Below are 20,926 nucleotides of genomic sequence, written 5' to 3'. Positions count from 1 at the left end.
ATCATTGAATTGTTTGTTTTATTTGATGTAATGCTTGAGCGCTTGCAGGAATTGCCATGCCATTGTCCATCCATAATTCAAAATGCATGGCATTAAAAAAATCAGCGGGGCTATACACGATATTGTCCAGTTTCGGCAGTTGCCCAATCCTCGGCAAAATATCGTAGATAAACCAACTGTTATGGGTGAACAAGAGTGAATGCAATTTCCCCGTCAGCGCCAAAGGCAATAACATTAATTGTGAGAGTGTTTTATCCTGTACATAATCATGATGTAACTTTTCTAAATGCTGTTCAAAGTGTTTGGGCAATTGTCTTGCATCTATCGCATTTACAAAATCATTGAGTGTCGGAATAAAACGCTGCTGGTAATCCACCAATAAATGATCACGCTCACACAAATCTTTAATATCAATCGATTTGCCTGCGCTATTTTGAAGGCTATGTCCAAACACAGGAACCACAACCGAATTTATGCCCCACAAGGTATGTAAAATTCGGTGTCGCGCATCACTGCATAGGCTTTTGGTACTGTCTATGAATGCATGTAATTCATAGTAGTCTTCGGGTTCCCCACCCCAGCGTTTTGCAGAAATCCGTGCATGTTGCATCGCATTCATAATGGTCTGTCATCATTTTTTGTTGTAGGCACACATTAGCCGATTTCGGCTTAAAAAACGAACATAATCTATTGAAATAAGACAAGTTGTGTCGCATTATTCAGACATAAAAAAACTCCCCATAAAGAGGAGTTTTTTGACTATAAAGAATTAAACACGTTTTGGCAAAGTGCTTAACCAGCTTAATAGATTAGTTGCATCGCTGTTACGTGCTTGCGAACTTGGCGCACCCAATAACACCACAACTGCTGGACGTGAATTCACCGTCGTATGCATGACGACACAACGACCAGCTTCATTGATATAACCTGTTTTTGACAAGTTAATGTTCCAACCACCATTACGCACCAACGCATTGGTATTATTCGATTTCAACACACGGTAACCTAAGTTGAAATCATAGGTTGGTGTCGTAGAAAATTGACGAATCAAGCCGTATTGCGAAGCAGTACTGACCAAAATGCCCAAATCACGCGCTGAAGAGACATTGTGTGGGTCTAAGCCTGTTGATTCAGCATAACGTGTTGCAGTCATGCCCAATTGCCTCGCTTTTGCATTCATCGCAGCAATAAAGGCTGAACGACCACCTGGGTAAGTACGCGCCAAGGCAGCAGCAGCTGGATTTTCAGACTTCATCAAAGCAAATAGAAGTGCTTCTGCACGATTCATGGTATCACCAGCGCGTAAGGTTGAACTTGAGTTCTTACCTCCAGCACCCGCAAAATCAATCGACTGCAAAGTGATTTCTTCTGACATGTTTAAGCGCGCGTCCGCTGTGACCACAGCTGTCATCAATTTGGTAATAGATGCAATTGGCACTGACATATTACTGTTTTTACTGTACAGCACTTCGCCGGTCTGTGCGTCCATCACCAACGCAGCACGTGCATTGACAGAAGGCTGGCTACTGTAACCAAAAGTATCTCGAATCTGCGACGTTGATTGCTGTGCAGTAGAAGAGCTAATCGTTGCCGAACCACCATTACGCAATGTTGTGGTAACAGAGGTTGAACCTTGTGGACCAATTTCCAATGGTTCATCATCTTCCATCAACTGGCTTGCATCACTTGCAGACCAATTCATTGAAGCTGAACCATTCACACGCGAAGAAGCTGGATTGTTATTCACAACCAGTTCTGCAAAACTTGTTGAGCTTAAAGCCCACAAGATAGACATGCTTAAAACATGCATGATAGATTTTTTAGAATTTTTCACGACACAATACTCAACTCTGGACGCTGCACATTTGCGCTTAATACCATTATGCCTTACATTTGAACAAATCGGGTAAAGCTTTTATAGACACAATTGTGTACAACTATTCGCTAAAAACGAAGAATAGGATTGCTAATTTTGTCGTTTCATTGCAAGCTAATTTTGCTTTATGTAACAAAAAACCAGTTTTTTGAAAAAAGGAGGTCTTCTTGATCACTGTTCTCGTTGTTGATGATCATGAACTCGTACGCACAGGAATTTGTCGTATGTTGGAAGACCACCCTGATGTTGAAGTCATCGGACAAGCAGAATCAGGAGAGGAAGCGATTGCTTTGGTGCGTCAAAAGCATCCTCAAGTGGTGCTATTGGATGTGAATATGCCAGGCATTGGTGGCGTAGAAACCACACGCCGTTTGTTACAGACTGCGCCTGAAACCAAAGTCATTGCCGTAAGTGGTCTTGCCGAAGAACCCTATCCATCGCTCTTACTTAAAGCTGGTGCAAAAGGTTATATCACCAAAGGTGCTCCGATTACCGAAATGGTTCGAGCTATCAATAAAGTGATGCAAGGTGGAAAATACTTTAGTGCAGATATTGCTGAACAACTGGCTAGCTCATATCTTTCTGATACACAACAATCTCCTTTTGATGCGCTCTCAGAACGTGAAATGCAAGTTGCCATGATGGTGGTGAACTGTATCAGTGCCCAAGAGATTGCTGACAAATTGTTTGTAAGCGTTAAAACTGTTAATACCTATCGCTATCGTATTTTTGAAAAACTGGCCATTGATAGTGATGTCAAACTTACCCATCTTGCAATTCGCTATGGGCTCATTAAACCTTAAAACAACAGTAAGCGCCTATGTTAGGGAAAATTGCGTCATCAGTTTCACAGACGGTCTATCGGCTCGGTGTTTGGTATAGTGGCTATCGGCTCATTATTTCGATTAGCCTGCTTTTAATTTATTTACTGACTGCCGAACAGCTTTCTGGCAACTATACCTACCCTTTTTTATATTTCTATACGCTGATTTGTTATATCACGATCAATATTTTTCAGCTTTTTTTACTGCAACTGCTTCCAATCCAAACCTCCAAGCAACTGATTTTTATCTTTCTGATTGATGTCATTTGTTTAAGTTTAATCACCTTCTCAGCAGGTGGCCCAAATCTACAGCTGAGCTTGCTTTACGTCATTATTATTTTTTCTTCTGCGATATTACTCAATGCTCACCTCTCACTGATCATTACTCTATTTGCCGTCATTATGGTGGTTTACCAGCGTTTTTTAGGTGACTTTTTTGCCGTCAATAATTTAAATCATCTCGGTAATAGCATTTTTCTGGCGTTTTTATTTTTTGTGGTCCATGCCATTGGCCGTATTGCAGTACAGCGTTTTAAAATTTTAGAAACCTTAACTTTTCATCAATCCATTGAAATTCATCAACTACAAAATATTAACCGTTATATTTTAGAACAGATTGAAGATGGTTATTTGGTACTTGATGAAAGCAATCATATCGTATTAACCAATCCGGCAGCCAATACCTTATTAGGCATCCATTTACCGATTTCTTTAGAAAAAACACCACTGGTAAAGTTACAACCAGACTTGTTTGAACTGATTCAATTTAGTGATCTTGAAGATGGTGAAGAATTTAGTTTTGAATCACAGCAAAGCGCGTACACCATTAATGTTCGGGTGAAACATCTGATTGTTCCTGAACAGGCCTTAGTGTTATTGATCTTAAAAGATGCACAGAAACTGACTCAACAAGTCCAGCAACTGAAACTTGCCGCACTGGGTCAGCTTTCTGCCAGTATTGCCCATGAAATTCGCAATCCTTTGGCTGCGATTGTGCAAGCCAATGAGCTATTCAAAGACAGTGATCCGCACCAACAAGAAATGCTGTCCCGCATGATCAGCAAACAAGCCAAGCGGATTGATAGCATCGTGCAAGACACCTTAGCCATGGCACGGAATAAACCGACTGAGCCACAAGAAATTGATCTGAGCTCCTTCTTTGAAAGTTTACTCAATGAAGATCTTGCTGATGCCAAACAACAAATTCAAATTAAACTGACAGAACAGGTCAGCATCTTATTTGACGAAAAACAATTACGCCAAGTGCTGATTAATTTAATTAGAAATGCACTACGACATAATGCAACTGACGCGCCATATATTGAAGTCGAAGTACACGAAAAAGAGGGACGAACTTGCATTGATGTCATCGATTTTGGGACGGGTGTCTCAAAACGAGATATTTCTCAACTATTCAAACCATTTTTTAGTACCGAAATTAAAGGAACTGGTTTAGGATTGTATTTGTCTCACACATTTTGTGAGGCCAATCATGCAAAGCTCACCTATATAGAGCGACAACAAGGAGCATGCTTCAGGATTGAATGCTCTAAAATTCATTGATTAGATTAGGTTTCTCGGGGAATGGCAACAAAACAACCACTCGTCTTGCTCGTAGACGATGAAGAAGATTTATGTCTTTTAATGCAAATGACGCTCGCGCGCATGGGCATCAAGACACATCTCGCCTATCGGGTCGAACAGGCAAAAAAATTCTTTACTGAGTTCCAGTATGACGCTTGTTTAACAGATTTAAATCTTCCAGATGGTAATGGTTTGGATTTGGTCAAACATGTGACTCAGAACTATCCCAATACGCCTATTGCAGTATTAACCGCCTATGGCAATATGGATATTGCCATTGCAGCATTAAAAGCGGGCGCATTTGATTTTGTCAGTAAACCTGTCAATCAAATGCATTTGGATCAGCTGATCCAAAAAGCCTTGAATCGTCCACAGCCCGAACAAGAGGCCGCTGAAACAGCTTTAGAAAATAAACTGTTAATTGGACGTTCAGCACCGATTCAACAATTACGGATCGCTTTAAAGAAAATCGCCCGTTCTCAAGCCCCTGTATTTATTACCGGTGAATCAGGAACAGGTAAAGAAGTCGTCGCGAATCTGGTCCATCGTTTGAGTAATCGTAGCGAAGGCCCTTTTATTGCCATTAACTGTGGCGCAATTCCAACTGAATTGATGGAAAGCGAGTTATTTGGCCATAAAAAAGGCAGCTTCACTGGTGCAACACAGGACAAGCAGGGCTTAATTCTCTCTGCGCACGGCGGTAGTCTATTTTTAGATGAAATTGCTGAACTGCCTTTAAATATGCAGGTCAAACTATTACGTGCAGTTCAAGAAAAGAAAATTCGCCCGGTCGGTTCTGACCAAGAAATTGATGTTGATTTCCGTGTCATCAGTGCCAGTCATCAAGATCTAGAACTATTGGTGCAACAAGGCCGCTTCCGACAAGATCTGTTCTTCCGTATTCATGTCATGGATATTGTACTGCCACCCTTGCGTGAGCGTGGACAAGACATCCTATTATTGGCGAATCACTTTATTCAAAGAATCAGTCAGGAATGGGAATTGTCGACAAAATCGCTCTCCTCACGTGCTGAGCAATTCCTGTTGCAACAATATTTCCCAGGTAATGTGCGTGAATTACGCAACATCATTGAACGTGCAATTACGCTCAGTGATGATGACAATATTGACTTAGCCCATTTACAAACTGCGCCATTACGCAGTTCGTTCGTCAATCCAACACCTTCATTTTCCAATACCATAACTGAAGAAGTTGAAGCACCACAGCACTCTGCAAGTCCAAACATGAGTTCAAAGAAGCTTCCACCCGAAGGTTTAGAGCGTTATTTAGAGAATATTGAAAAAGAAATTCTGCTGAATGCACTCAATCTGACCCATTGGAATCGAACCTTGGCAGCCAAGAAATTGGGAATGACCTTCCGTTCATTACGCTATCGTTTGAAAAAATTCGGTTTAGATACTGAAGATGATGAATAATCTATAAAAAAAGCCCCTGTCATCAGGGGCTTTTTTTAATATCTGCTTTTCAAAACCAAATCCGTGACATGCTCAAGGTAATTATCTTCTTTCATCTCGGCAGACAAAGCATACGTTTGATTGGGCTGAATGCCCTGACCTTCAATCATATTGCCATTCGGGGTGTAATAGTGGGATACCGTCATTTGCAGTGCAGCACCGCTTGGTAAAGGAAATAGCTTTTGTACCACACCTTTACCATAACTATTTTCACCCACCACCCAGGCGCGCTTATGTTCTTTTAATGCGGCTGTGAAAACTTCCGCAGCAGAAGCCGAACGACGATTAATGAGAATGCCTAATTTCAGATTTTGAAATTCATTGGATGGCAGGGCTTGGAATTGCTGATCACCCTCAGAACGACTTTTCGTCGTCACAATCAGACCTTGATTTAAAAATAAATCGGCAGCCTCCACTGAAGCAGATAGCAATCCACCCGGATTATTACGTAAATCGAAAACCACCGCTTTAAGTTTGCTTGAGCTATATTCTTCAATTAAACGTTTCACTTCATTGGCAGTATCTTGCTGAAAAACGCGAATTTTTAGTACCAGCACCTGATTATGCAGTAGCACAGGCTCAATATCCGTTTCGACTTTTTTATTGCGGACCAAGATCACTGTACTGTTATTATTCTCTGGGTGGATTTGTACGGTACTGCCAATCGAACCATACAGTAGACCTTGTATCTGGTCTTGATTTAAATTTTTAAGTTCTTGATTATCAACTTTGAGAATCACTTGCCCATTACGCAAACCCAATTTGCTTGAATCTGAGCCAGACTTTAAATCCTGAATCTGCCAAGATTTCGAATGCGCATCATAATTTAAGTTGAAATCGACAGAGGCTAAATCACCTTCTGTATATTGAATCAATTGACGGTATTCTTCTGCAGATAAATAACGAGAATAGCGATCTAGGCCGCTGACCAAGCCTTTGATCGACTGCTGAAATAATGCATCGTCGGACTTTTTATCGACATAGTTGTCTTTCACAATGCCATAAATTTGTACAAATTGTTGAATTGACTCAATCGGAACTTCTGTGCTGCTGATACTTTTATCTTCATCAGCCCATCCAGAAGAATGAGTAATTGGCGCTGCGGAGAGATGCAGCCCCCAACACATCAACACACTTGCACATAACGTTCGGTAAATGTTGTTGTATTGGGTCATTGCTTCACCTTATTTTAAAGTAATCAGATTCTTGCCCTGCATTTCTGGAGGCACAGGAATATTCATCAAATGGAGTAATGTGGGTGCAACATCGGCCAATACACCACCTTCCGCAATGGTTGCTTGTGTCGGGCCAACATAAATAAATGGCACCAATTCAGTGGTATGTTGGGTATGAACTTGTCCGCTGTCGTAGTCTTGCATTTGTTCTACATTACCATGATCAGCAGTAATTAACATATGCCCTTTGTTTGCCATGACAGCCTCATAGACACGGCCCAGACATGTATCGACAGTTTCAACTGCTTTGACCGCGGCATCAAAGATACCTGTATGCCCGACCATATCTCCATTGGCATAGTTGACCACCAACAGGTCAAACTCACCCGAATTGATTGCATTGACCAACTCGTCGGTCACTTCATAAGCACTCATTTCTGGCTTTAAGTCATACGTTGCAACATTCGGTGATGGAATTAAAATACGTTTCTCACCTTCATATTCATCTTCACGGCCACCGCTAAAGAAGAAAGTCACATGTGCATACTTTTCAGTTTCGGCAATACGTAATTGCGTTTTACCTAAACCAGAAAGATATTCGCCCAATGAGTTTTTAAGCCCTTCTGGCATATAAGCCACGGGTGCATCAATACTGGCTTGATAACGCGTCAGCATCACAAATTTCGACAAGTTCGGAACGACTTTACGTTCAAATCCAGCAAAATCTTTTTCAACAAAGGCACGGGTAATTTCACGCGCACGGTCAGCACGGAAGTTCATGAAAACCACACTATCGCCATCTTGGATTTTGGTAATTTCACCAATACGCGTGGCTTGAACAAACTCATCATTTTCTTCTGCTGCATAGGCTTGTTCTAAGCCTTCAACAACTGAGCTTGCAACACGAACTGCCTCGCCTTCTGTCATTAAACGATAAGCGAGTTCAACACGATTCCAGCGATTATCACGATCCATGGCAAAGTAACGGCCAATCATGGAAACAATACGACCTTGATTTGGATACTGAGCAAATAAAGCATCGAGTTTTTCTAATGAAGGTTTTGCACTACGTGGTGGTGTATCACGACCATCCAAGAATGCATGTAAATACACGGTTGCACCACGTTTTAATGCAAGCTCACACATCGCCACAATATGATCTTCATGCGAATGAACACCACCTTGTGATAATAGACCCATCACATGCACGGCACCCTTTGCTGCTTTGGCTTTTTCGACTGCATCAACTAACACTTCATGCTCAAAAAAAGCACCTGTGCGAATGTCCTTGGTAATTCGAGTAAAGTCCTGATACAACACACGGCCTGCACCAAGATTCATATGTCCAACTTCTGAGTTGCCCATTTGACCGTCAGGCAAACCCACGTCTTCACCTGAACCAGAAATCAAACTATTCGGATGCTTTGCCACCATTGCAGTGAGGTTTGGTGTTTTTGCTGCTAAAAAAGCATTATCTTCAACTGCTTCACGATGTCCTACACCATCCATAATTACAAGAACGTGAGGAATTTTGCCAGCATTTGCATCCGTCATAATGGACTCTCTTTTTGTCTATCATTTGATCGGCATATTTTACCGAAATTTCATCAAATTCTCCATGACCAGACTGATGGCTTTCATCAATCCCGATGATAGAGTCTTCATATCAAGTGTATTATCGTGCCCGATACAATAAATAACTACCAGCCATAAAGATCAATACCACTGGTAATAGCACGAACCATGCTGGAGATGGCGCATAAACCAAACTCGCATAGCCCAAGAAATCCTGTAAATAGAAAAAGCCAAGCCCTGTAAATAGTGCAATTACTAACCGGAAACCCATCGACTGTTGACGCAGTGGACCAAAGATAAATGAGCACGCAATCAAGACCAGAGTAATCAACGAAAATGGGGACGTAACCTTCTGCCAAAATGCCAATTCATAAGTCTTCGGCACCTGACTATATTCATCCATATAACGCATAAAGCTGATCAGCTGACTTGGCGATAAATCTTCAGGATCTAAGGTCACCATATGCACATATTTCGGCTGTAGTGCCAAACCCAGTGCTTGTTGATCGTGATCGGTTTTAATGGCATTGCCCTGCGCCAGCAAGTCGACTTGATGTGATTGCTCTAATGTCCACTGCCCATCTTTGATGAACTGACCCTTTTCAGCATTCACAAAAGACTGCAAGCGATAGTCTTTATCAAAATCAATCACTTGAATGTTGCGAAGTTGGCCTTGCGAGTTGGCATAATCAATATAAATAAAACGCTGCCCTTCACGTGACCAATAGCCTTTTACTTCCCCTAAAGCTGCGACACTACGTTGTTTTTTAATACTTTGTGCTTTTTCATTGGTATATGGAATGACCCATTCACTGAGTACAAAAGACAAAACAATCAATAACAGAGCTGCACGCATCACCCAACCAACGATCCGCCAGAGGCTGATTCCGACAGAGCGCATCACTATTAGTTCGCTATTCGAAGCCAATGCCCCTAGGCCCAAGACTGAACCAATCAATGCAGCAACGGGTAAGATTTCATATAAATAACGAGGTGCACCCCACATGACATAGAGAAAAGCCTGCCATGCATTATAATTCGGTTTCAGCTCGCCCAACTCACCCAAATAAGTGAATAAAACTTGTAGAAAAGATAACACCAACGTGGTTCCGAGCATGGCAAGGACAGTGGTTTTTGTCACATGTTTGGCGACTATTCGACGTGCTAACATTATAACCCCACTCGCTGAATGCTTTTCTTAAGTTTTGGCGCTAGTTTTTGTTTACGTGCAAAGATTGCTGCGGCTGCGGCATACACAGCCAGTACCACTGGATAAGCCCAGATATCCAATTCGTCTTTACTAATTCGGGTTTTAATTGCAATCAACAACACGATTAAGCTGGCAAAGATAAAAATTGCAGGAATCAACCGATAATAACGTCCCTGACGCGGACTCACTTCGGACAACGCCACTGCCAACATCAATGCTACAATAATCACCAATGGACCAAAGACACGCCAACCCAACTCACTTTTAAGTACCGAATCATCGCGCTTTTCCCAGAGCTTTGACATGGACAATGCCGCAACATCATCACTTTCAAACTTCACATCTTTATCATTTTCTAAACGTAAACGATAAGACTGAAATTCGGCTTGCGTATATCTCGGCTGATTTGGGTAAATTTCGTAGCGGCGACCTTGGACCAAATCCACCACATTCGCGGTATCATTTTCCACTTCTACGCGCGTTGCTTCTTTTGCCAAGATCATGACATCAGGCTTGTCTTCCTGCTTGGCCTTTTGGTAGAAGAAAATATCTTTTAAATTTTTACGATCTTCTGAAAGTGAGCCTGCATAAATGGTAAAAGGTCCTGAAGAAATAAACTCTTTAGGACGTACTAAATCGAAGCCTGTACGCACGGCTTGGGTACTGGTCAGTTTTTCAAATTCACGTAAACCCCACGGTCCGACCCAAAGCATCAAACAAGTTTGCACAACCAGATAAACCAATGTCATCGGCAACAGTAGACGTGCCAATTGGTTTCGACTCACGCCACTCCCATTTAAAACCGCCATTTCATGGTCAACATAGAGACGACCAAACACCAGCATCAAGGCAATAAAGAAACCTAAAGGAAGAATCAGCGTTAAAAACTCGGGCAAACGATAGCCGATGATGCTAAATAAAATACCTGCATCCAAACGACCTTGAGCTGCCACGCCAAAATATTTGATTAAACGACCACCCATCATAATCAGGGTTAATAAACCAATGACGACGAGTGATGTCGAAACCACTTGTTTGACGAGATAACGCCGAATAATCAAAGTAATACTTCCAAAAAGCCTAATCGAAGGTAACGCTAGTTTACCCGAATGTTAAAAATATAAAACCTATCGCTTGTTGCGGATTGCAACCTCATATCCGAAAGTGTTTAATGGACTTATCTTTCTTTTTCACTCATCAGGTTCCATACAAACAATGAAATTTACCCTTCATAACGCATTCCCCACTCAGGCGTCTAGCGAATCTTTGTGGATTTTGGTTGATTCAGAACAATTACAACAGAACTTAAATACATATCAAATCAATCACCTAGAAGAAGTGCTTAACGCAACACAATTCAAAGCAGGTTTTAACGAAAGCTTGGCCTTGATTGCCAATGTTTCTGTTCAAGCCAATGCCCAATTGTTAGGGCTTGGAAAAAGTGCTGAGTTAAAGGCCACAAAATTAGCAAAACTCGCACAAAGCATTATCAAATCATCACAAAATAAATTTACACAAATTACGGTCGATCTGTCTGCATTACCAACTGATTTGCATGCGTTGTTTGCCTTGAGCCTAACGCAAGCAGCATATGGTTATGATGAGTTTAAATCGAAAAAAAATGAATTTGTGTTAGAAACAATCCATCTTGTTGCCAAGCAGACCACTTTAGATGATGCGCAACTGAATCTGATTCATGCGGTGCAATCGGGCCAGAACTATGCACGTGATCTCGGCAATCGTCCAGGTAATATTTGCTTCCCTGAATATTTAGCGGATCAAGCACTTGCACTTGCAACACAATATCCAGAACTTTTAAAAGTGACGGTGCTGGATGAACAGCAAATGGCTGACTTGGGCATGTATGCCTTCCTTGCTGTCAGCAAAGGTTCTGACCGCCCAGGTCGTATTATCACGCTTGAATACAATGCCAAAGTAGATCAAGCACCTGTCGTGCTGGTGGGCAAAGGCGTGACCTTTGATACAGGTGGTATTTCATTAAAACCGGGCTTAGGCATGGATGAAATGAAATTTGATATGTGTGGCGCTGCTTCTGTTCTTGGAACCATTCAGGCACTCTGTGAAGCGCAACTCCCGATCCATGTGGTCGGTGCGATTGCAGCAGCAGAAAATATGCCATCAGGTCATGCCACCCGCCCAGGCGATATCGTCACCACCATGAGCGGTCAAACTGTTGAGATTTTGAACACCGATGCAGAAGGTCGTTTGGTGTTATGTGACACATTAACGTATATCAAACGCTTTAACCCTGCACTGGTGATTGATATTGCGACGCTAACTGGGGCTTGTGTGGTTGCACTCGGTAAAGTGGTCAGTGGCTTATTTACGCCAGATGATGAACTTGCTCAAGATCTACAACAGGCAGGTGAGCAATCGCTTGATCGCGTATGGCGTATGCCTGTGATGGAAGAGTATCAAGAATTACTCGATTCTCCTTTTGCCGATATTGCCAATATTGGTGGTCCTTACGGTGGTGCAATTACTGCAGCATGTTTCCTCGAACGTTTCACGCGTGACTATCGTTGGGCACATCTTGATGTGGCAGGTACGGCGTGGTTATCTGGTGCTGCCAAAGGTGCAACGGGCCGTCCAGTACCGTTATTGATGCAATTTTTAGCAAATCGTGTTGAAACGAAAAACTAAAATATGCCACAAATCAGCTTTTATCTATTTGAAAATAGTACCGAACGGCAAGTTGAAAGTGCTTGCCGTTTATGTCGTAAGATTCTGAATCAGCATCCGCATATTTGGTGGTATTGTGCTGATTCAGAGCAACAAACTGAGTTAGACGAGAAACTTTGGAACTTTGATCCACTCAGTTTTATTCCACATGGCATCGATCAACCGAATAGCCCAGTGTGTATTTCAGCGGAATTACCCCCGTCGAATGATTGGATCGTGTTTAATTTTAACAATCATGCACTTGAACAAACTCAAGATTTTCGCCACATTATCGAGATTATTGAAAATAATGAAACGGCAAAACAGATCGGGCGTGAAAAATTTAAAATGTATCGTCGTTTGGGCATAGAACCTCGAACATTTAAGTTATAAATCGGCAATAAACAGCATCATTTGAGGAGTGTCTTGTGGCATTAAATGTAGGTCAGGACTTTAAAAAACGTTGGTTAAATGCACCTGAGACCGTTCGTCAGACGTATCAGGATGATTTATCACGTATTTGTGATCTACTGTTACCACAAACACTCACTCAAACGTGGACGCAACATGAAGAGAGTGCCCAGCAACTTTCTCAGCAGCGGATTGACCAAGCTTATGCTGATTTAAAAGCTGAATTGATTGAACAAGCTCGCATCCGTAAACAACTGGCTTTGGAAAAGGCTTTGGAAGAGAAGCGTGCAGCCGAAGCAGCATATGCAGCGCAACTGCAAGCCGATGAGGCCCGTCAATTTGAACAGCAAACCGAAAATCTGCTTGCCTTACGTGGCCATATTGATCAGGAAATTGCACAGCAAACTGAGCGCTATCAAAGTAATCCTGAACAGCCAAGTATCGATTATGCACAAGCTCAACGTGTTGCGATTGATGATCAGCAGATTTTGTCTGAACTCGAAAGCGTCCGTGTCCGACTTGAATTAGAAGCAGAAGGCTTGATTGAGCAAGCTGTAACTGTATTCCGCGCCAAGTTACATGCACTGGCGCAAGATGAAATTGATTACATTCTAAAAAATAGTGAATTCTCAAACGAGAAGTAATAAAAAAAGCCCAGTTCAACTGGGCTTTTTTATACGGAATATTTTATTTTAAGAAACCATTTTCCGCTAAAAACGCCATGCTGAGATTTGATTCAGTTTTCTGTTCCGCAGCTTTATCACCCAATAACAAACGCTCGATATAACGCGCCAATACATCAACTTCTAAATTCACCTTGCTTCCCACTTGCCAAGTTCCAATATTGGTACGCTCAGCGGTATGTGGAATCAAATTCAGGCTTAAAATATTGCCGCGTAAATGATTAATGGTCAGACTAATGCCATCCACAGTGACTGAGCCTTTTTCTGCCAAGTATTTTGCCAATTCAGGCGGTGCTGTTACTTCAAAATACAAAGAACGCGCATCTTGGCGAACCACCGTAATTTCACCTAAACCATCAACATGTCCACTGACAATATGACCGCCAAAACGTGTGGTGGGTAGCATCGCTTTTTCTACGTTTACCGCTTGCCCCACTTTCCACTGACCCAATGTGGTCCGATTTAAACTTTCACGAGACACGTCTGCAGCGTACCAGTTTCCACCCCATTCGATCACAGTTAGGCAGATTCCATTGGTCGCAATTGAGTCACCTAGATGCACATCGGACATATCCAAATCAGTCTGGATACGTAAACGAATATCGCCACCTACACTTTGTAAGCTTTCAACCTTACCTAAACTTTCAATAATGCCTGTAAACATGGGAGTTTCAACCTACCTTTATTGCAGTACGTGCCACAGTAAATAAGATACCTTAAAGCAAAGAACTTTAGATAACAAGGCATCGCCAGTTCAAATGCCCGCAAATAAAAAAGGGTGATCAACTGACCACCCTCTTTTTAAAATTTATTGAATCATGCATTTATTGCATTTCAGACACTTGCTGATCTGCCGTCTCTTTGGCTGCAACCTGATTCTTGACCAAGAAATGGCTAAAGAATAATTTATAGCCGAGTACGCCTAAGCAAGCACCAATGATCGGTGCAATAATCGGTACGATGAAATAAGGAATATCACGACCACCTGTAAAGGCAACAGCTCCCCAACCCGAGAAATAAGCCACGATTTTTGGGCCAAAATCACGTGCAGGGTTCATGGCAAAGCCCGTTAATGGACCAAAAGACGCGCCAATCACGGCAACCAGCAAACCCACCAGAATCGGTGCTAAAGCCCCTCGCGGTAAACCATTGCTATCATCCCCAATCGCCATAATGAGCCAGAGCAATAACATGGTGATAAACATTTCCACCATAAAGGCCTGACCAAGCGATAACAGATGATGCGGATAAGTGGAGAAGATCCCTGCCAGTTCCAGACTTTCTACACTGCCACGCACCATGTGATGCGTCTGTTCATAATCCACAAATAAATTGCTATATAACCCATATACCAGCAGCGCACCCGTCGCTGCCCCTGCCACTTGGGCAATGATATAGAAAGGGACTTTACGCTTATCAAATCCTGCAAACAGTGCCAAAGCGATGGTCACTGCGGGGTTAAGATGCGCCCCTGAAATGCCAGCAGATAAATACACTGCCAATGCAACCGCCAAACCCCATACGATACTAATTTCCCACAGGCCTAAACTTGCACCTGCAAGCTTCAGCGCAGCCACCACACCAATACCAAATGATAAAAAAATTGCAGTAGCAAAAAATTCAGCTACGCATTGCCCCAATAAGGTGGGTTCCGAGCGACTCATAACAACCTCTCTTGGTCATCGCTGCTAATAGGCAAGACCCTAAATTAAGCTCGGCAAACTATAGTTATTTTCAGATACGGTCAATATCATTTGGTAAAAATTTAAACGATTGGTCAAAGTATTTCCATCCTTAGATTCGGTGAACACGATGGTAAAAATAGAGGGCAATAAAAATCTATTTGTTTGTTTTAAATCATTATTTATTAAAATTATTTTCAAACATCTATTTAAAATAGCATGACTTAGCACGTATAAATAAATCAAAAATTGATAGAAATTTACTATAAAAACATGAGCTTATCTTTCAAAACGATTATATTAATCTAATTAACCGATACTCATTAAAATTTGGATACAAAAACACCACTTTGTTGCCAAAGTGGTGTCCGTTTTATCTTACCAAAGTGCCAGTTGGGTACTATTGCCAGTTGTATCTACACCGCCCAATTCTGCGAAATGGTACAACTGCCCCAAAAGCTGTCGTAATGGTGGCCCTGACTTAGCATGCGTATCCGTGATCACAATAAACTCAAGTACACGAGCGCGTTCAGACTGACGTTGTTTACTCACTCGATAACGCGGAACATCTTGGGTCAATAGCGTGACTTTGCCGCGTTTTAAATTAGCCGTCAGCAAATCTTTCGGTTCAATATTTCCATCAGTCGAGTAACTGGTCAAAATATAACGCGCATTAATCGTTTCCAATAACTTTTCATACGCTTCTTTGGCATATTTAGATGAGTTATAAGGACTTGGACGTTCTTTACGCCAAGCTCGATCAATACCGCTTTTAAAACCCTTGGTGTCTGGGGATGGCAAGTCCACTTGATCCCATAAGGTCAATGCATTAAGAACATGGTAGTTACTACTATAGGCATGCTGATTATAAGGAGGATCCAGATAAGCAACATCGACTTCGAAACCACTCATTTGATTAGCCAAGTGCTGTGCATCCACACACCACATTTCAGCAGCTGGACGTTTAGGATCGCCAATCTCACAAAAACGGCTCGGTGTCAGCCACAATAACGATTCAATCCGCTCCAGTGCCGTTTGGGTACGTCCGCCCCAGCCCTGATGGAAACTCTTGAAAACGCCACTGGTATTACTGACGAAACTTGCTGAATAAAGTAATGGTGCCAATAAAGCACTCATTTCCACATCATTAATTGCACCCTGTGCTTGCCAAGTTGCAATCTGCTGACGAATCGCATCAATACGCATGCCGTTACGGCGTTTGAAGAACAGGCGATCACGGGCAGGATCATACACATCATCATTACGCGGACAGAGATTATGCGTGACCCAACCTTTAACTTCAGGCAAACGATTCAGGTAATCAATTGCTTTCTGATAGCCACCTAACTCTTTAAATGCAGGCGCATCAACACAAGCTAAAATCGCATTGTTCAGTGCATGGCTATACGGCTCCCAATCATTGGCAATCACGCGATAACCATTTTGACGGGCTAAACGAGAGACCACGCCGCTCCCCGCAAAGAAATCAGCAAAAATCGGTGGATTCTTTTTCTTACTGTTCAGTGTCCCTGTAATCTCAAGCGCTTCTAGAATCAGATGAAGCAGTCGACGCTTATTACCGAGATACGGCACTAACTGATGAAAAAGATATTCGTCAGTCGTACGGGCAGCATGACGACGCTTGTGATAAACCGATGGTTCTGGATTCATATCATCTCTTGGATAGGGAGCAATCTTAGGCGAATGTCTTGCCCAAGTTGGGTTACATCGACCAACTCAAAACGGAGCTGCTCTGCCATTTTGCTAAATTCAGCATTAAACATAGCCCGAGCAGATTGACCAAGTAAAGTTGGTGCAACATAACTAATCATTTCATCAACCAATCCTTGTTGTAAAAAGGCCGTTGATAAAGTTGCACCTGCCTCAACCAAAACATCATAAATTTGATACTGTTGGGACAAAGTCTGCAATAACTGGTTTAGAGGTTGCGGCGTCAATTGTATCACGCCTAAATCAGCAAGTTCTTGACGAAATGGTGTCATCACCATCACCGTTTCAGATTGCTGTAAAATTTTTGCAGAAAGCGGGAGCTGTCCTTGTCGATCTAAAACAATCCGCTTCGGTTGCACCACGGTTGTCAGATCAACACCTTCCAAAGCACGCACATTCAGTTCGCAATCATCGGCTAAAACGGTTTGAATCCCCGTGATCACCGCGCCTGAAATTGCCCGCCAATGTTGTACATCTTGTCGAGCAGCTGTGGCAGTAATCCACTTTGATTCACCCGACGCCATGGCAGTGCGGCCATCCAGACTTGATGCTATTTTTAAGCGTACATAAGGCAGGCTCGTTGACATGGCTTTTAGAAAGCCAAAGTTGAGCGTTTTTGCACTTTCCGTACAAATTCCCGTTTCAACCTCAATGCCTGCATCTTGTAAAATTTTAACGCCTTTACCTGCAACCAATGGATTCGGATCTGAACAGGCAATGACAACTTTTTTCACCTGAGCTTTGACCAAAGCTTCCGCACAAGGCGGTGTTCGCCCGTAATGTGCGCAAGGTTCTAAAGTGACATAAGCCGTTGCATCTTTGGCATTCTCGGCTGCTTGGCGCAATGCAAATACTTCTGCATGCGGCTGTCCTGCCTTGGGATGATACCCCTCTCCAATCAATTGACCATCTTTAACGATGACACAACCGACATTAGGATTGGGTTTCGTCGAATATTGTCCAAGTCGAGCCAATTCAATAGCACGCTGCATCCAATACTGATGTTCAGATAAATGATCTTGGGTTAACTCAGACATGATCTCTCGAATTTAAGCTTCATTTTCACGTTGTTGCATTTGCTCAATTTGATGGCGAAATGCTTCTACATCTTGGAAATCTTGGTACACAGAGGCAAATCGAACATAGGCGACATGATCCAATGCAAATAATGCCTGCATCACGATTTCACCAATGGTTCTGGATTTGACATCGCGCTCGCCTAGCCGACGAATCTGCGATTGAATATCGCTGAGTACCGTTTCAATTTGCTCCTGAGTGACAGGACGTTTTTGCAAGGCATGCATTAAAGAACGACGTAGCTTGGCCTCATCAAAAGGTTCATTTTTACCGTCGGATTTGATCACCCTTGGCATCACCACATCATAACTCTCAAAGGTGGTAAATCGCTCCCCACAAATGACACATTCACGACGACGTCGAATCTGACAGCCTTCGGCAGCCAAACGGGAGTCTATGACTTTACTATCAGCGGCGTTACAAAATGGACAATGCATAGTTGCGTGATTATTTACTCTCTTTGCTTAAGTGTAGCAAAGTTTCTTCAATTGCAGAACCAGGACGCTAAAGGCATAAAAAAACAGCCCCATGGGGCTGTTTTTAAAATCATATCTTGTATTGATTATTCGATACGTTCGCCATGTTGGCTAAGGTCAAGACCCATACGCTCATCATCAGCACTGACACGGATACCAATTACCAGATCAATTACTTTCAGGATAATGAAGGTCACAATTGCGCTATAAGCGATTGTTGCTAACACACCTTCGATTTGTACCCACAATTGACCGATAAAGGTTGGTGCAAGTGCAACATTTGCCGCTTTGATGATTTCATCACTGTAGAACACACCTGTAAGAATCGCACCAACGATACCACCAACAGCATGTAAACCGAACGCATCTAGAGCATCATCCGCTTTAAGCAGGCGTTTCAGTGCTGTAATACCCCAGAAGCACACCACACCACCAATTAAGCCCATGATTAATGCGCCGCCTACACCAACGAAACCCGCAGCAGGCGTAATCACCACTAAACCAGCAACCGCACCTGATGCACCACCAAGAACTGATGCTTTACCACGAACAAGACGTTCAACAATGAGCCATGAGAATGCAGCAGCGGCAGCAGCAACTTGAGTCACAAGAATTGCCATACTTGCACGCGCACCAGCACCTAAAGCGCTACCACCGTTAAAGCCAAACCAACCCACCCAAATCAAGCTTGCGCCAATTACAGTTAAGGTTAAGTTATGCGGTGCCATAGATTCACGGCCAAGACCTGTACGTTTCCCTAACATGTATGCTGCAACCAAACCTGCAACACCTGCGTTAATATGAACAACCGTACCACCAGCAAAATCTAATGCGCCTGCTTTGAATAACCAGCCGTCAGCCGCCCACACCCAGTGAGTAATTGGTGCATAAACCAAGATCACCCAAACTGCGATAAATGCCATAAATGCTGAATATTTCATACGATCAGCAATCGAACCACTGATAATTGCAACAGTGATGATTGCAAACGTCATTTGGAAAATAACAAATAAGCTTTCAGGAATTGTCCCACTTAAGGCATCAAATGCAACACCATTCAGCATCGCTTTGCCCAAGTCGCCCACATAAGCACCTGAACCAGAGAAAGCCAATGAGTAACCTGCAATCACCCAGATTAAACTCACCAAGATCGCTGCAGAAAGGCTGAACATCATGGTGCTGAGTACGTTTTTCTTACGAACCATACCCCCATAGAACAGCGCTAAACCAGGAATAGTCATCAACAGAACCAATGCTGTTGAAACAAGAACCCAAGCTGTATCCCCAGTATCCACTGTTGCGACAGCAGCAGGAGCAGCTTCTTCAGGAGCTGGAGCTTCAACTGCAACAATTTCAGTTGTTGCAGCACCCGTATCAGCTACTGCTACAGTTTGTTCAGTTGTTGGTGTTGATGCAGCATCTTCTGCCCAAACCACCGCTGAACCACCTAAGAGTGCGCCAGATAGACTGAGCGCCATAAGCATTTTTTTCATTCGTGTCCCCCAACCTTATTTTGCGAGCTATTTCTCTAATTTCTAACTCAGCAAAGTTTGTGCCAATTTAGACAGCATCTGGCCCAGTCTCACCCGTACGGATACGGATCACTTGTTCTAAATTCGTGACAAAGATTTTCCCGTCACCAATTTTGCCTGTACTTGCGACACGAGTAATTGATTCAATGACTGCATCAACCATTTCATCACTAATTGCAATTTCAATCTTCACTTTCGGTAAGAAATCAACCACATACTCTGCACCACGATACAGTTCTGTATGACCTTTTTGACGTCCGAAACCTTTGACTTCAGTTACGGTAATCCCTTGAACACCAATCTCAGAGAGTGCCTCACGCACATCATCCAATTTAAATGGTTTTACAATTGCAGTTACAAGCTTCATGTTTGTTTTCCTTCGGCTTATTTTCACCAGTAAGGTTTTATGTTCAATTTTCATGCCAATATTTAAAGGTTGGGGGTTTTTAAATATCGGACACAAGCTTTCTTTATAACCTATTTAGGCTTGAAGATGTAGATAGTGCATCGAAAATAAGTTTCATTTCGCGATATTGGATGAAATCAACCCGTCACTCATCCTTCTGTCCCGAAGTGTGCTAGAGGAATATAACCAGCGGTGATACACTGAGCAGCAAATATACATAACCTATTGAGCACTTTATGATTGAGACTCTTTTACAGGCAATTTTGCAGCAAGTTGACCAACCTAAAAAAGACCTAGAAAAAAACTTACGGGCGTTACTGAGTGAAAGCATCGAAAAGTTAGACCTTGTCTCTAAACAGGAACTTGATCGCCAAAGAACTGCACTCAATACGGCCAATCAACGCCTCACAGAGCTGCAACAACAAATGAAAATACTTGAAGAAATTGTTCAGAACAAAAAATAAGCACCAATTCGGTGCGATCAGCACCGAAAAATGATTAAAAATAAAGCACCACAATGGAACAAT

At 42.5% G+C, this 20,926-nt stretch carries 20 protein-coding genes; 7 read left to right on the top strand and 13 right to left on the bottom strand.

Annotation, left to right across the window (positions count from 1 at the left end; all coding sequences use genetic code 11):
* Position 1: 1 nt before the first annotated feature.
* Both MMO42_RS17170 and pbpG read right to left on the bottom strand, forming a co-directional pair.
* On the bottom strand, positions 2–619 hold the full coding sequence (locus MMO42_RS17170; RefSeq protein WP_241321457.1) for a hypothetical protein: 618 nt from the start codon (positions 617–619) through the stop codon (positions 2–4).
* Between the two features lie 150 nt (positions 620–769).
* Positions 770–1,834, bottom strand: coding sequence for a D-alanyl-D-alanine endopeptidase PBP7/8 (pbpG, locus tag MMO42_RS17165; RefSeq protein WP_155757577.1), 1,065 nt, complete (start codon positions 1,832–1,834; stop codon positions 770–772).
* A 209-nt stretch (positions 1,835–2,043) separates the two neighbouring features.
* On the opposite strand from pbpG, the gene MMO42_RS17160 reads away from it, so the two are divergent.
* From MMO42_RS17160 to MMO42_RS17150, 3 genes are read left to right on the top strand one after another with little or no spacing between them, the layout of a single operon-like run.
* The gene (locus MMO42_RS17160) at positions 2,044–2,679 is read left to right on the top strand and encodes a response regulator (protein ID WP_005154729.1); all 636 of its coding nucleotides are present in this window, start codon (positions 2,044–2,046) and stop codon (positions 2,677–2,679) included.
* 17 nt (positions 2,680–2,696) lie between these two features.
* Positions 2,697–4,262 carry an ATP-binding protein gene (locus MMO42_RS17155; protein ID WP_241321456.1) on the top strand — a complete coding sequence of 522 codons (1,566 nt, stop codon included), beginning with the start codon at positions 2,697–2,699 and terminating at the stop codon, positions 4,260–4,262.
* A gap of 21 nt (positions 4,263–4,283) precedes the next feature.
* Positions 4,284–5,720 (top strand): sigma-54 dependent transcriptional regulator, encoded by a 1,437-nt coding sequence (locus tag MMO42_RS17150; RefSeq protein ID WP_241321455.1) that lies wholly within the window; start codon positions 4,284–4,286, stop codon positions 5,718–5,720.
* Between the two features lie 35 nt (positions 5,721–5,755).
* Here the strand turns inward: MMO42_RS17150 and MMO42_RS17145 are convergent, their stop codons facing one another.
* From MMO42_RS17145 to lptF, 4 genes are all read right to left on the bottom strand, one after another.
* Complete coding sequence (locus MMO42_RS17145; protein WP_241321454.1) at positions 5,756–6,934, bottom strand: S41 family peptidase; 1,179 nt, start codon at positions 6,932–6,934, stop codon at positions 5,756–5,758.
* Between the two features lie 9 nt (positions 6,935–6,943).
* Positions 6,944–8,488, bottom strand: a complete 1,545-nt coding sequence (gpmI, locus tag MMO42_RS17140) for a 2,3-bisphosphoglycerate-independent phosphoglycerate mutase (protein ID WP_241321453.1) — start codon at positions 8,486–8,488, stop codon at positions 6,944–6,946.
* Between the two features lie 121 nt (positions 8,489–8,609).
* Positions 8,610–9,680: an LPS export ABC transporter permease LptG gene (lptG, locus tag MMO42_RS17135; RefSeq protein ID WP_005291274.1), complete on the bottom strand. Its 1,071-nt coding sequence runs from the start codon at positions 9,678–9,680 to the stop codon at positions 8,610–8,612.
* Positions 9,680–10,780, bottom strand: coding sequence for an LPS export ABC transporter permease LptF (gene lptF, locus MMO42_RS17130; RefSeq protein ID WP_241321452.1), 1,101 nt, complete (start codon positions 10,778–10,780; stop codon positions 9,680–9,682). The genes lptG and lptF overlap by 1 nt, the downstream gene beginning before the upstream one ends.
* A gap of 154 nt (positions 10,781–10,934) precedes the next feature.
* On the opposite strand from lptF, the gene MMO42_RS17125 reads away from it, so the two are divergent.
* From MMO42_RS17125 to MMO42_RS17115, 3 genes are read left to right on the top strand one after another with little or no spacing between them, the layout of a single operon-like run.
* Positions 10,935–12,383 (top strand): leucyl aminopeptidase, encoded by a 1,449-nt coding sequence (locus MMO42_RS17125; protein ID WP_241321451.1) that lies wholly within the window; start codon positions 10,935–10,937, stop codon positions 12,381–12,383.
* Positions 12,384–12,386: 3 nt separating this feature from the next.
* Entirely contained in the window at positions 12,387–12,794 is a 408-nt protein-coding gene (locus MMO42_RS17120; protein ID WP_005154712.1) for a DNA polymerase III subunit chi, read from the top strand.
* A 35-nt stretch (positions 12,795–12,829) separates the two neighbouring features.
* Positions 12,830–13,456: a hypothetical protein gene (locus MMO42_RS17115; RefSeq protein WP_241321450.1), complete on the top strand. Its 627-nt coding sequence runs from the start codon at positions 12,830–12,832 to the stop codon at positions 13,454–13,456.
* Positions 13,457–13,499: 43 nt separating this feature from the next.
* On the opposite strand, the gene MMO42_RS17110 is transcribed toward MMO42_RS17115, so the two are convergent.
* The 7 genes from MMO42_RS17110 to glnK all read right to left on the bottom strand — a co-directional run bounded on the left by MMO42_RS17110 (position 13,500) and on the right by glnK (position 20,360).
* The gene (locus tag MMO42_RS17110; protein WP_005154709.1) at positions 13,500–14,159 is read right to left on the bottom strand and encodes a riboflavin synthase; all 660 of its coding nucleotides are present in this window, start codon (positions 14,157–14,159) and stop codon (positions 13,500–13,502) included.
* Between the two features lie 160 nt (positions 14,160–14,319).
* Positions 14,320–15,159, bottom strand: coding sequence for an MIP/aquaporin family protein (locus MMO42_RS17105; protein ID WP_241321449.1), 840 nt, complete (start codon positions 15,157–15,159; stop codon positions 14,320–14,322).
* 396 nt (positions 15,160–15,555) lie between these two features.
* A complete protein-coding gene (locus MMO42_RS17100; RefSeq protein ID WP_005191741.1) occupies positions 15,556–16,848 on the bottom strand; it encodes a DNA adenine methylase in 1,293 nt (430 codons plus the stop codon).
* Positions 16,845–17,945: a bifunctional diaminohydroxyphosphoribosylaminopyrimidine deaminase/5-amino-6-(5-phosphoribosylamino)uracil reductase RibD gene (gene ribD / locus MMO42_RS17095; protein ID WP_241321448.1), complete on the bottom strand. Its 1,101-nt coding sequence runs from the start codon at positions 17,943–17,945 to the stop codon at positions 16,845–16,847. The genes MMO42_RS17100 and ribD overlap by 4 nt, the downstream gene beginning before the upstream one ends.
* Before the next feature lie 12 nt (positions 17,946–17,957).
* Positions 17,958–18,422 (bottom strand): transcriptional regulator NrdR, encoded by a 465-nt coding sequence (nrdR, locus tag MMO42_RS17090; RefSeq protein WP_004656377.1) that lies wholly within the window; start codon positions 18,420–18,422, stop codon positions 17,958–17,960.
* Positions 18,423–18,547: 125 nt separating this feature from the next.
* Positions 18,548–19,954, bottom strand: a complete 1,407-nt coding sequence (locus MMO42_RS17085) for an ammonium transporter (protein ID WP_005291248.1) — start codon at positions 19,952–19,954, stop codon at positions 18,548–18,550.
* Positions 19,955–20,021: 67 nt separating this feature from the next.
* On the bottom strand, positions 20,022–20,360 hold the full coding sequence (gene glnK / locus MMO42_RS17080; protein WP_004656379.1) for a P-II family nitrogen regulator: 339 nt from the start codon (positions 20,358–20,360) through the stop codon (positions 20,022–20,024).
* A 275-nt stretch (positions 20,361–20,635) separates the two neighbouring features.
* On the opposite strand from glnK, the gene MMO42_RS17075 reads away from it, so the two are divergent.
* Positions 20,636–20,863 carry an accessory factor UbiK family protein gene (locus tag MMO42_RS17075; protein ID WP_004802123.1) on the top strand — a complete coding sequence of 76 codons (228 nt, stop codon included), beginning with the start codon at positions 20,636–20,638 and terminating at the stop codon, positions 20,861–20,863.
* The last annotated feature ends 63 nt before the right edge of the window (positions 20,864–20,926 follow it).

The sequence above is a fragment of the Acinetobacter sp. ANC 3882 genome, from assembly GCF_022549545.1.
Lineage (GTDB): Bacteria > Pseudomonadota > Gammaproteobacteria > Pseudomonadales > Moraxellaceae > Acinetobacter.
The sequence above is the reverse complement of the archived record's forward strand: the minus strand, read 5'-3'. Positions and strand labels throughout refer to the sequence as shown.

What these genes read in the sequence shown, in the direction of transcription:
- MMO42_RS17170 (WP_241321457.1), bottom strand. Translation starts at nt 619, where the DNA reads ATGAATGCGATGCAACATGCACGGATTTCTGCAAAACGCTGGGGTGGG.
- MMO42_RS17155 (WP_241321456.1), top strand. Translation starts at nt 2,697, where the DNA reads ATGTTAGGGAAAATTGCGTCATCAGTTTCACAGACGGTCTATCGGCTC.
- MMO42_RS17150 (WP_241321455.1), top strand. Translation starts at nt 4,284, where the DNA reads ATGGCAACAAAACAACCACTCGTCTTGCTCGTAGACGATGAAGAAGAT.
- MMO42_RS17145 (WP_241321454.1), bottom strand. Translation starts at nt 6,934, where the DNA reads ATGACCCAATACAACAACATTTACCGAACGTTATGTGCAAGTGTGTTG.
- gpmI (WP_241321453.1), bottom strand. Translation starts at nt 8,488, where the DNA reads ATGACGGATGCAAATGCTGGCAAAATTCCTCACGTTCTTGTAATTATG.
- lptG (WP_005291274.1), bottom strand. Translation starts at nt 9,680, where the DNA reads ATGTTAGCACGTCGAATAGTCGCCAAACATGTGACAAAAACCACTGTC.
- MMO42_RS17125 (WP_241321451.1), top strand. Translation starts at nt 10,935, where the DNA reads ATGAAATTTACCCTTCATAACGCATTCCCCACTCAGGCGTCTAGCGAA.
- MMO42_RS17120 (WP_005154712.1), top strand. Translation starts at nt 12,387, where the DNA reads ATGCCACAAATCAGCTTTTATCTATTTGAAAATAGTACCGAACGGCAA.
- MMO42_RS17110 (WP_005154709.1), bottom strand. Translation starts at nt 14,159, where the DNA reads ATGTTTACAGGCATTATTGAAAGTTTAGGTAAGGTTGAAAGCTTACAA.
- MMO42_RS17105 (WP_241321449.1), bottom strand. Translation starts at nt 15,159, where the DNA reads ATGAGTCGCTCGGAACCCACCTTATTGGGGCAATGCGTAGCTGAATTT.
- MMO42_RS17100 (WP_005191741.1), bottom strand. Translation starts at nt 16,848, where the DNA reads ATGAATCCAGAACCATCGGTTTATCACAAGCGTCGTCATGCTGCCCGT.
- ribD (WP_241321448.1), bottom strand. Translation starts at nt 17,945, where the DNA reads ATGTCTGAGTTAACCCAAGATCATTTATCTGAACATCAGTATTGGATG.
- nrdR (WP_004656377.1), bottom strand. Translation starts at nt 18,422, where the DNA reads ATGCATTGTCCATTTTGTAACGCCGCTGATAGTAAAGTCATAGACTCC.
- MMO42_RS17085 (WP_005291248.1), bottom strand. Translation starts at nt 19,954, where the DNA reads ATGAAAAAAATGCTTATGGCGCTCAGTCTATCTGGCGCACTCTTAGGT.
- glnK (WP_004656379.1), bottom strand. Translation starts at nt 20,360, where the DNA reads ATGAAGCTTGTAACTGCAATTGTAAAACCATTTAAATTGGATGATGTG.
- MMO42_RS17075 (WP_004802123.1), top strand. Translation starts at nt 20,636, where the DNA reads ATGATTGAGACTCTTTTACAGGCAATTTTGCAGCAAGTTGACCAACCT.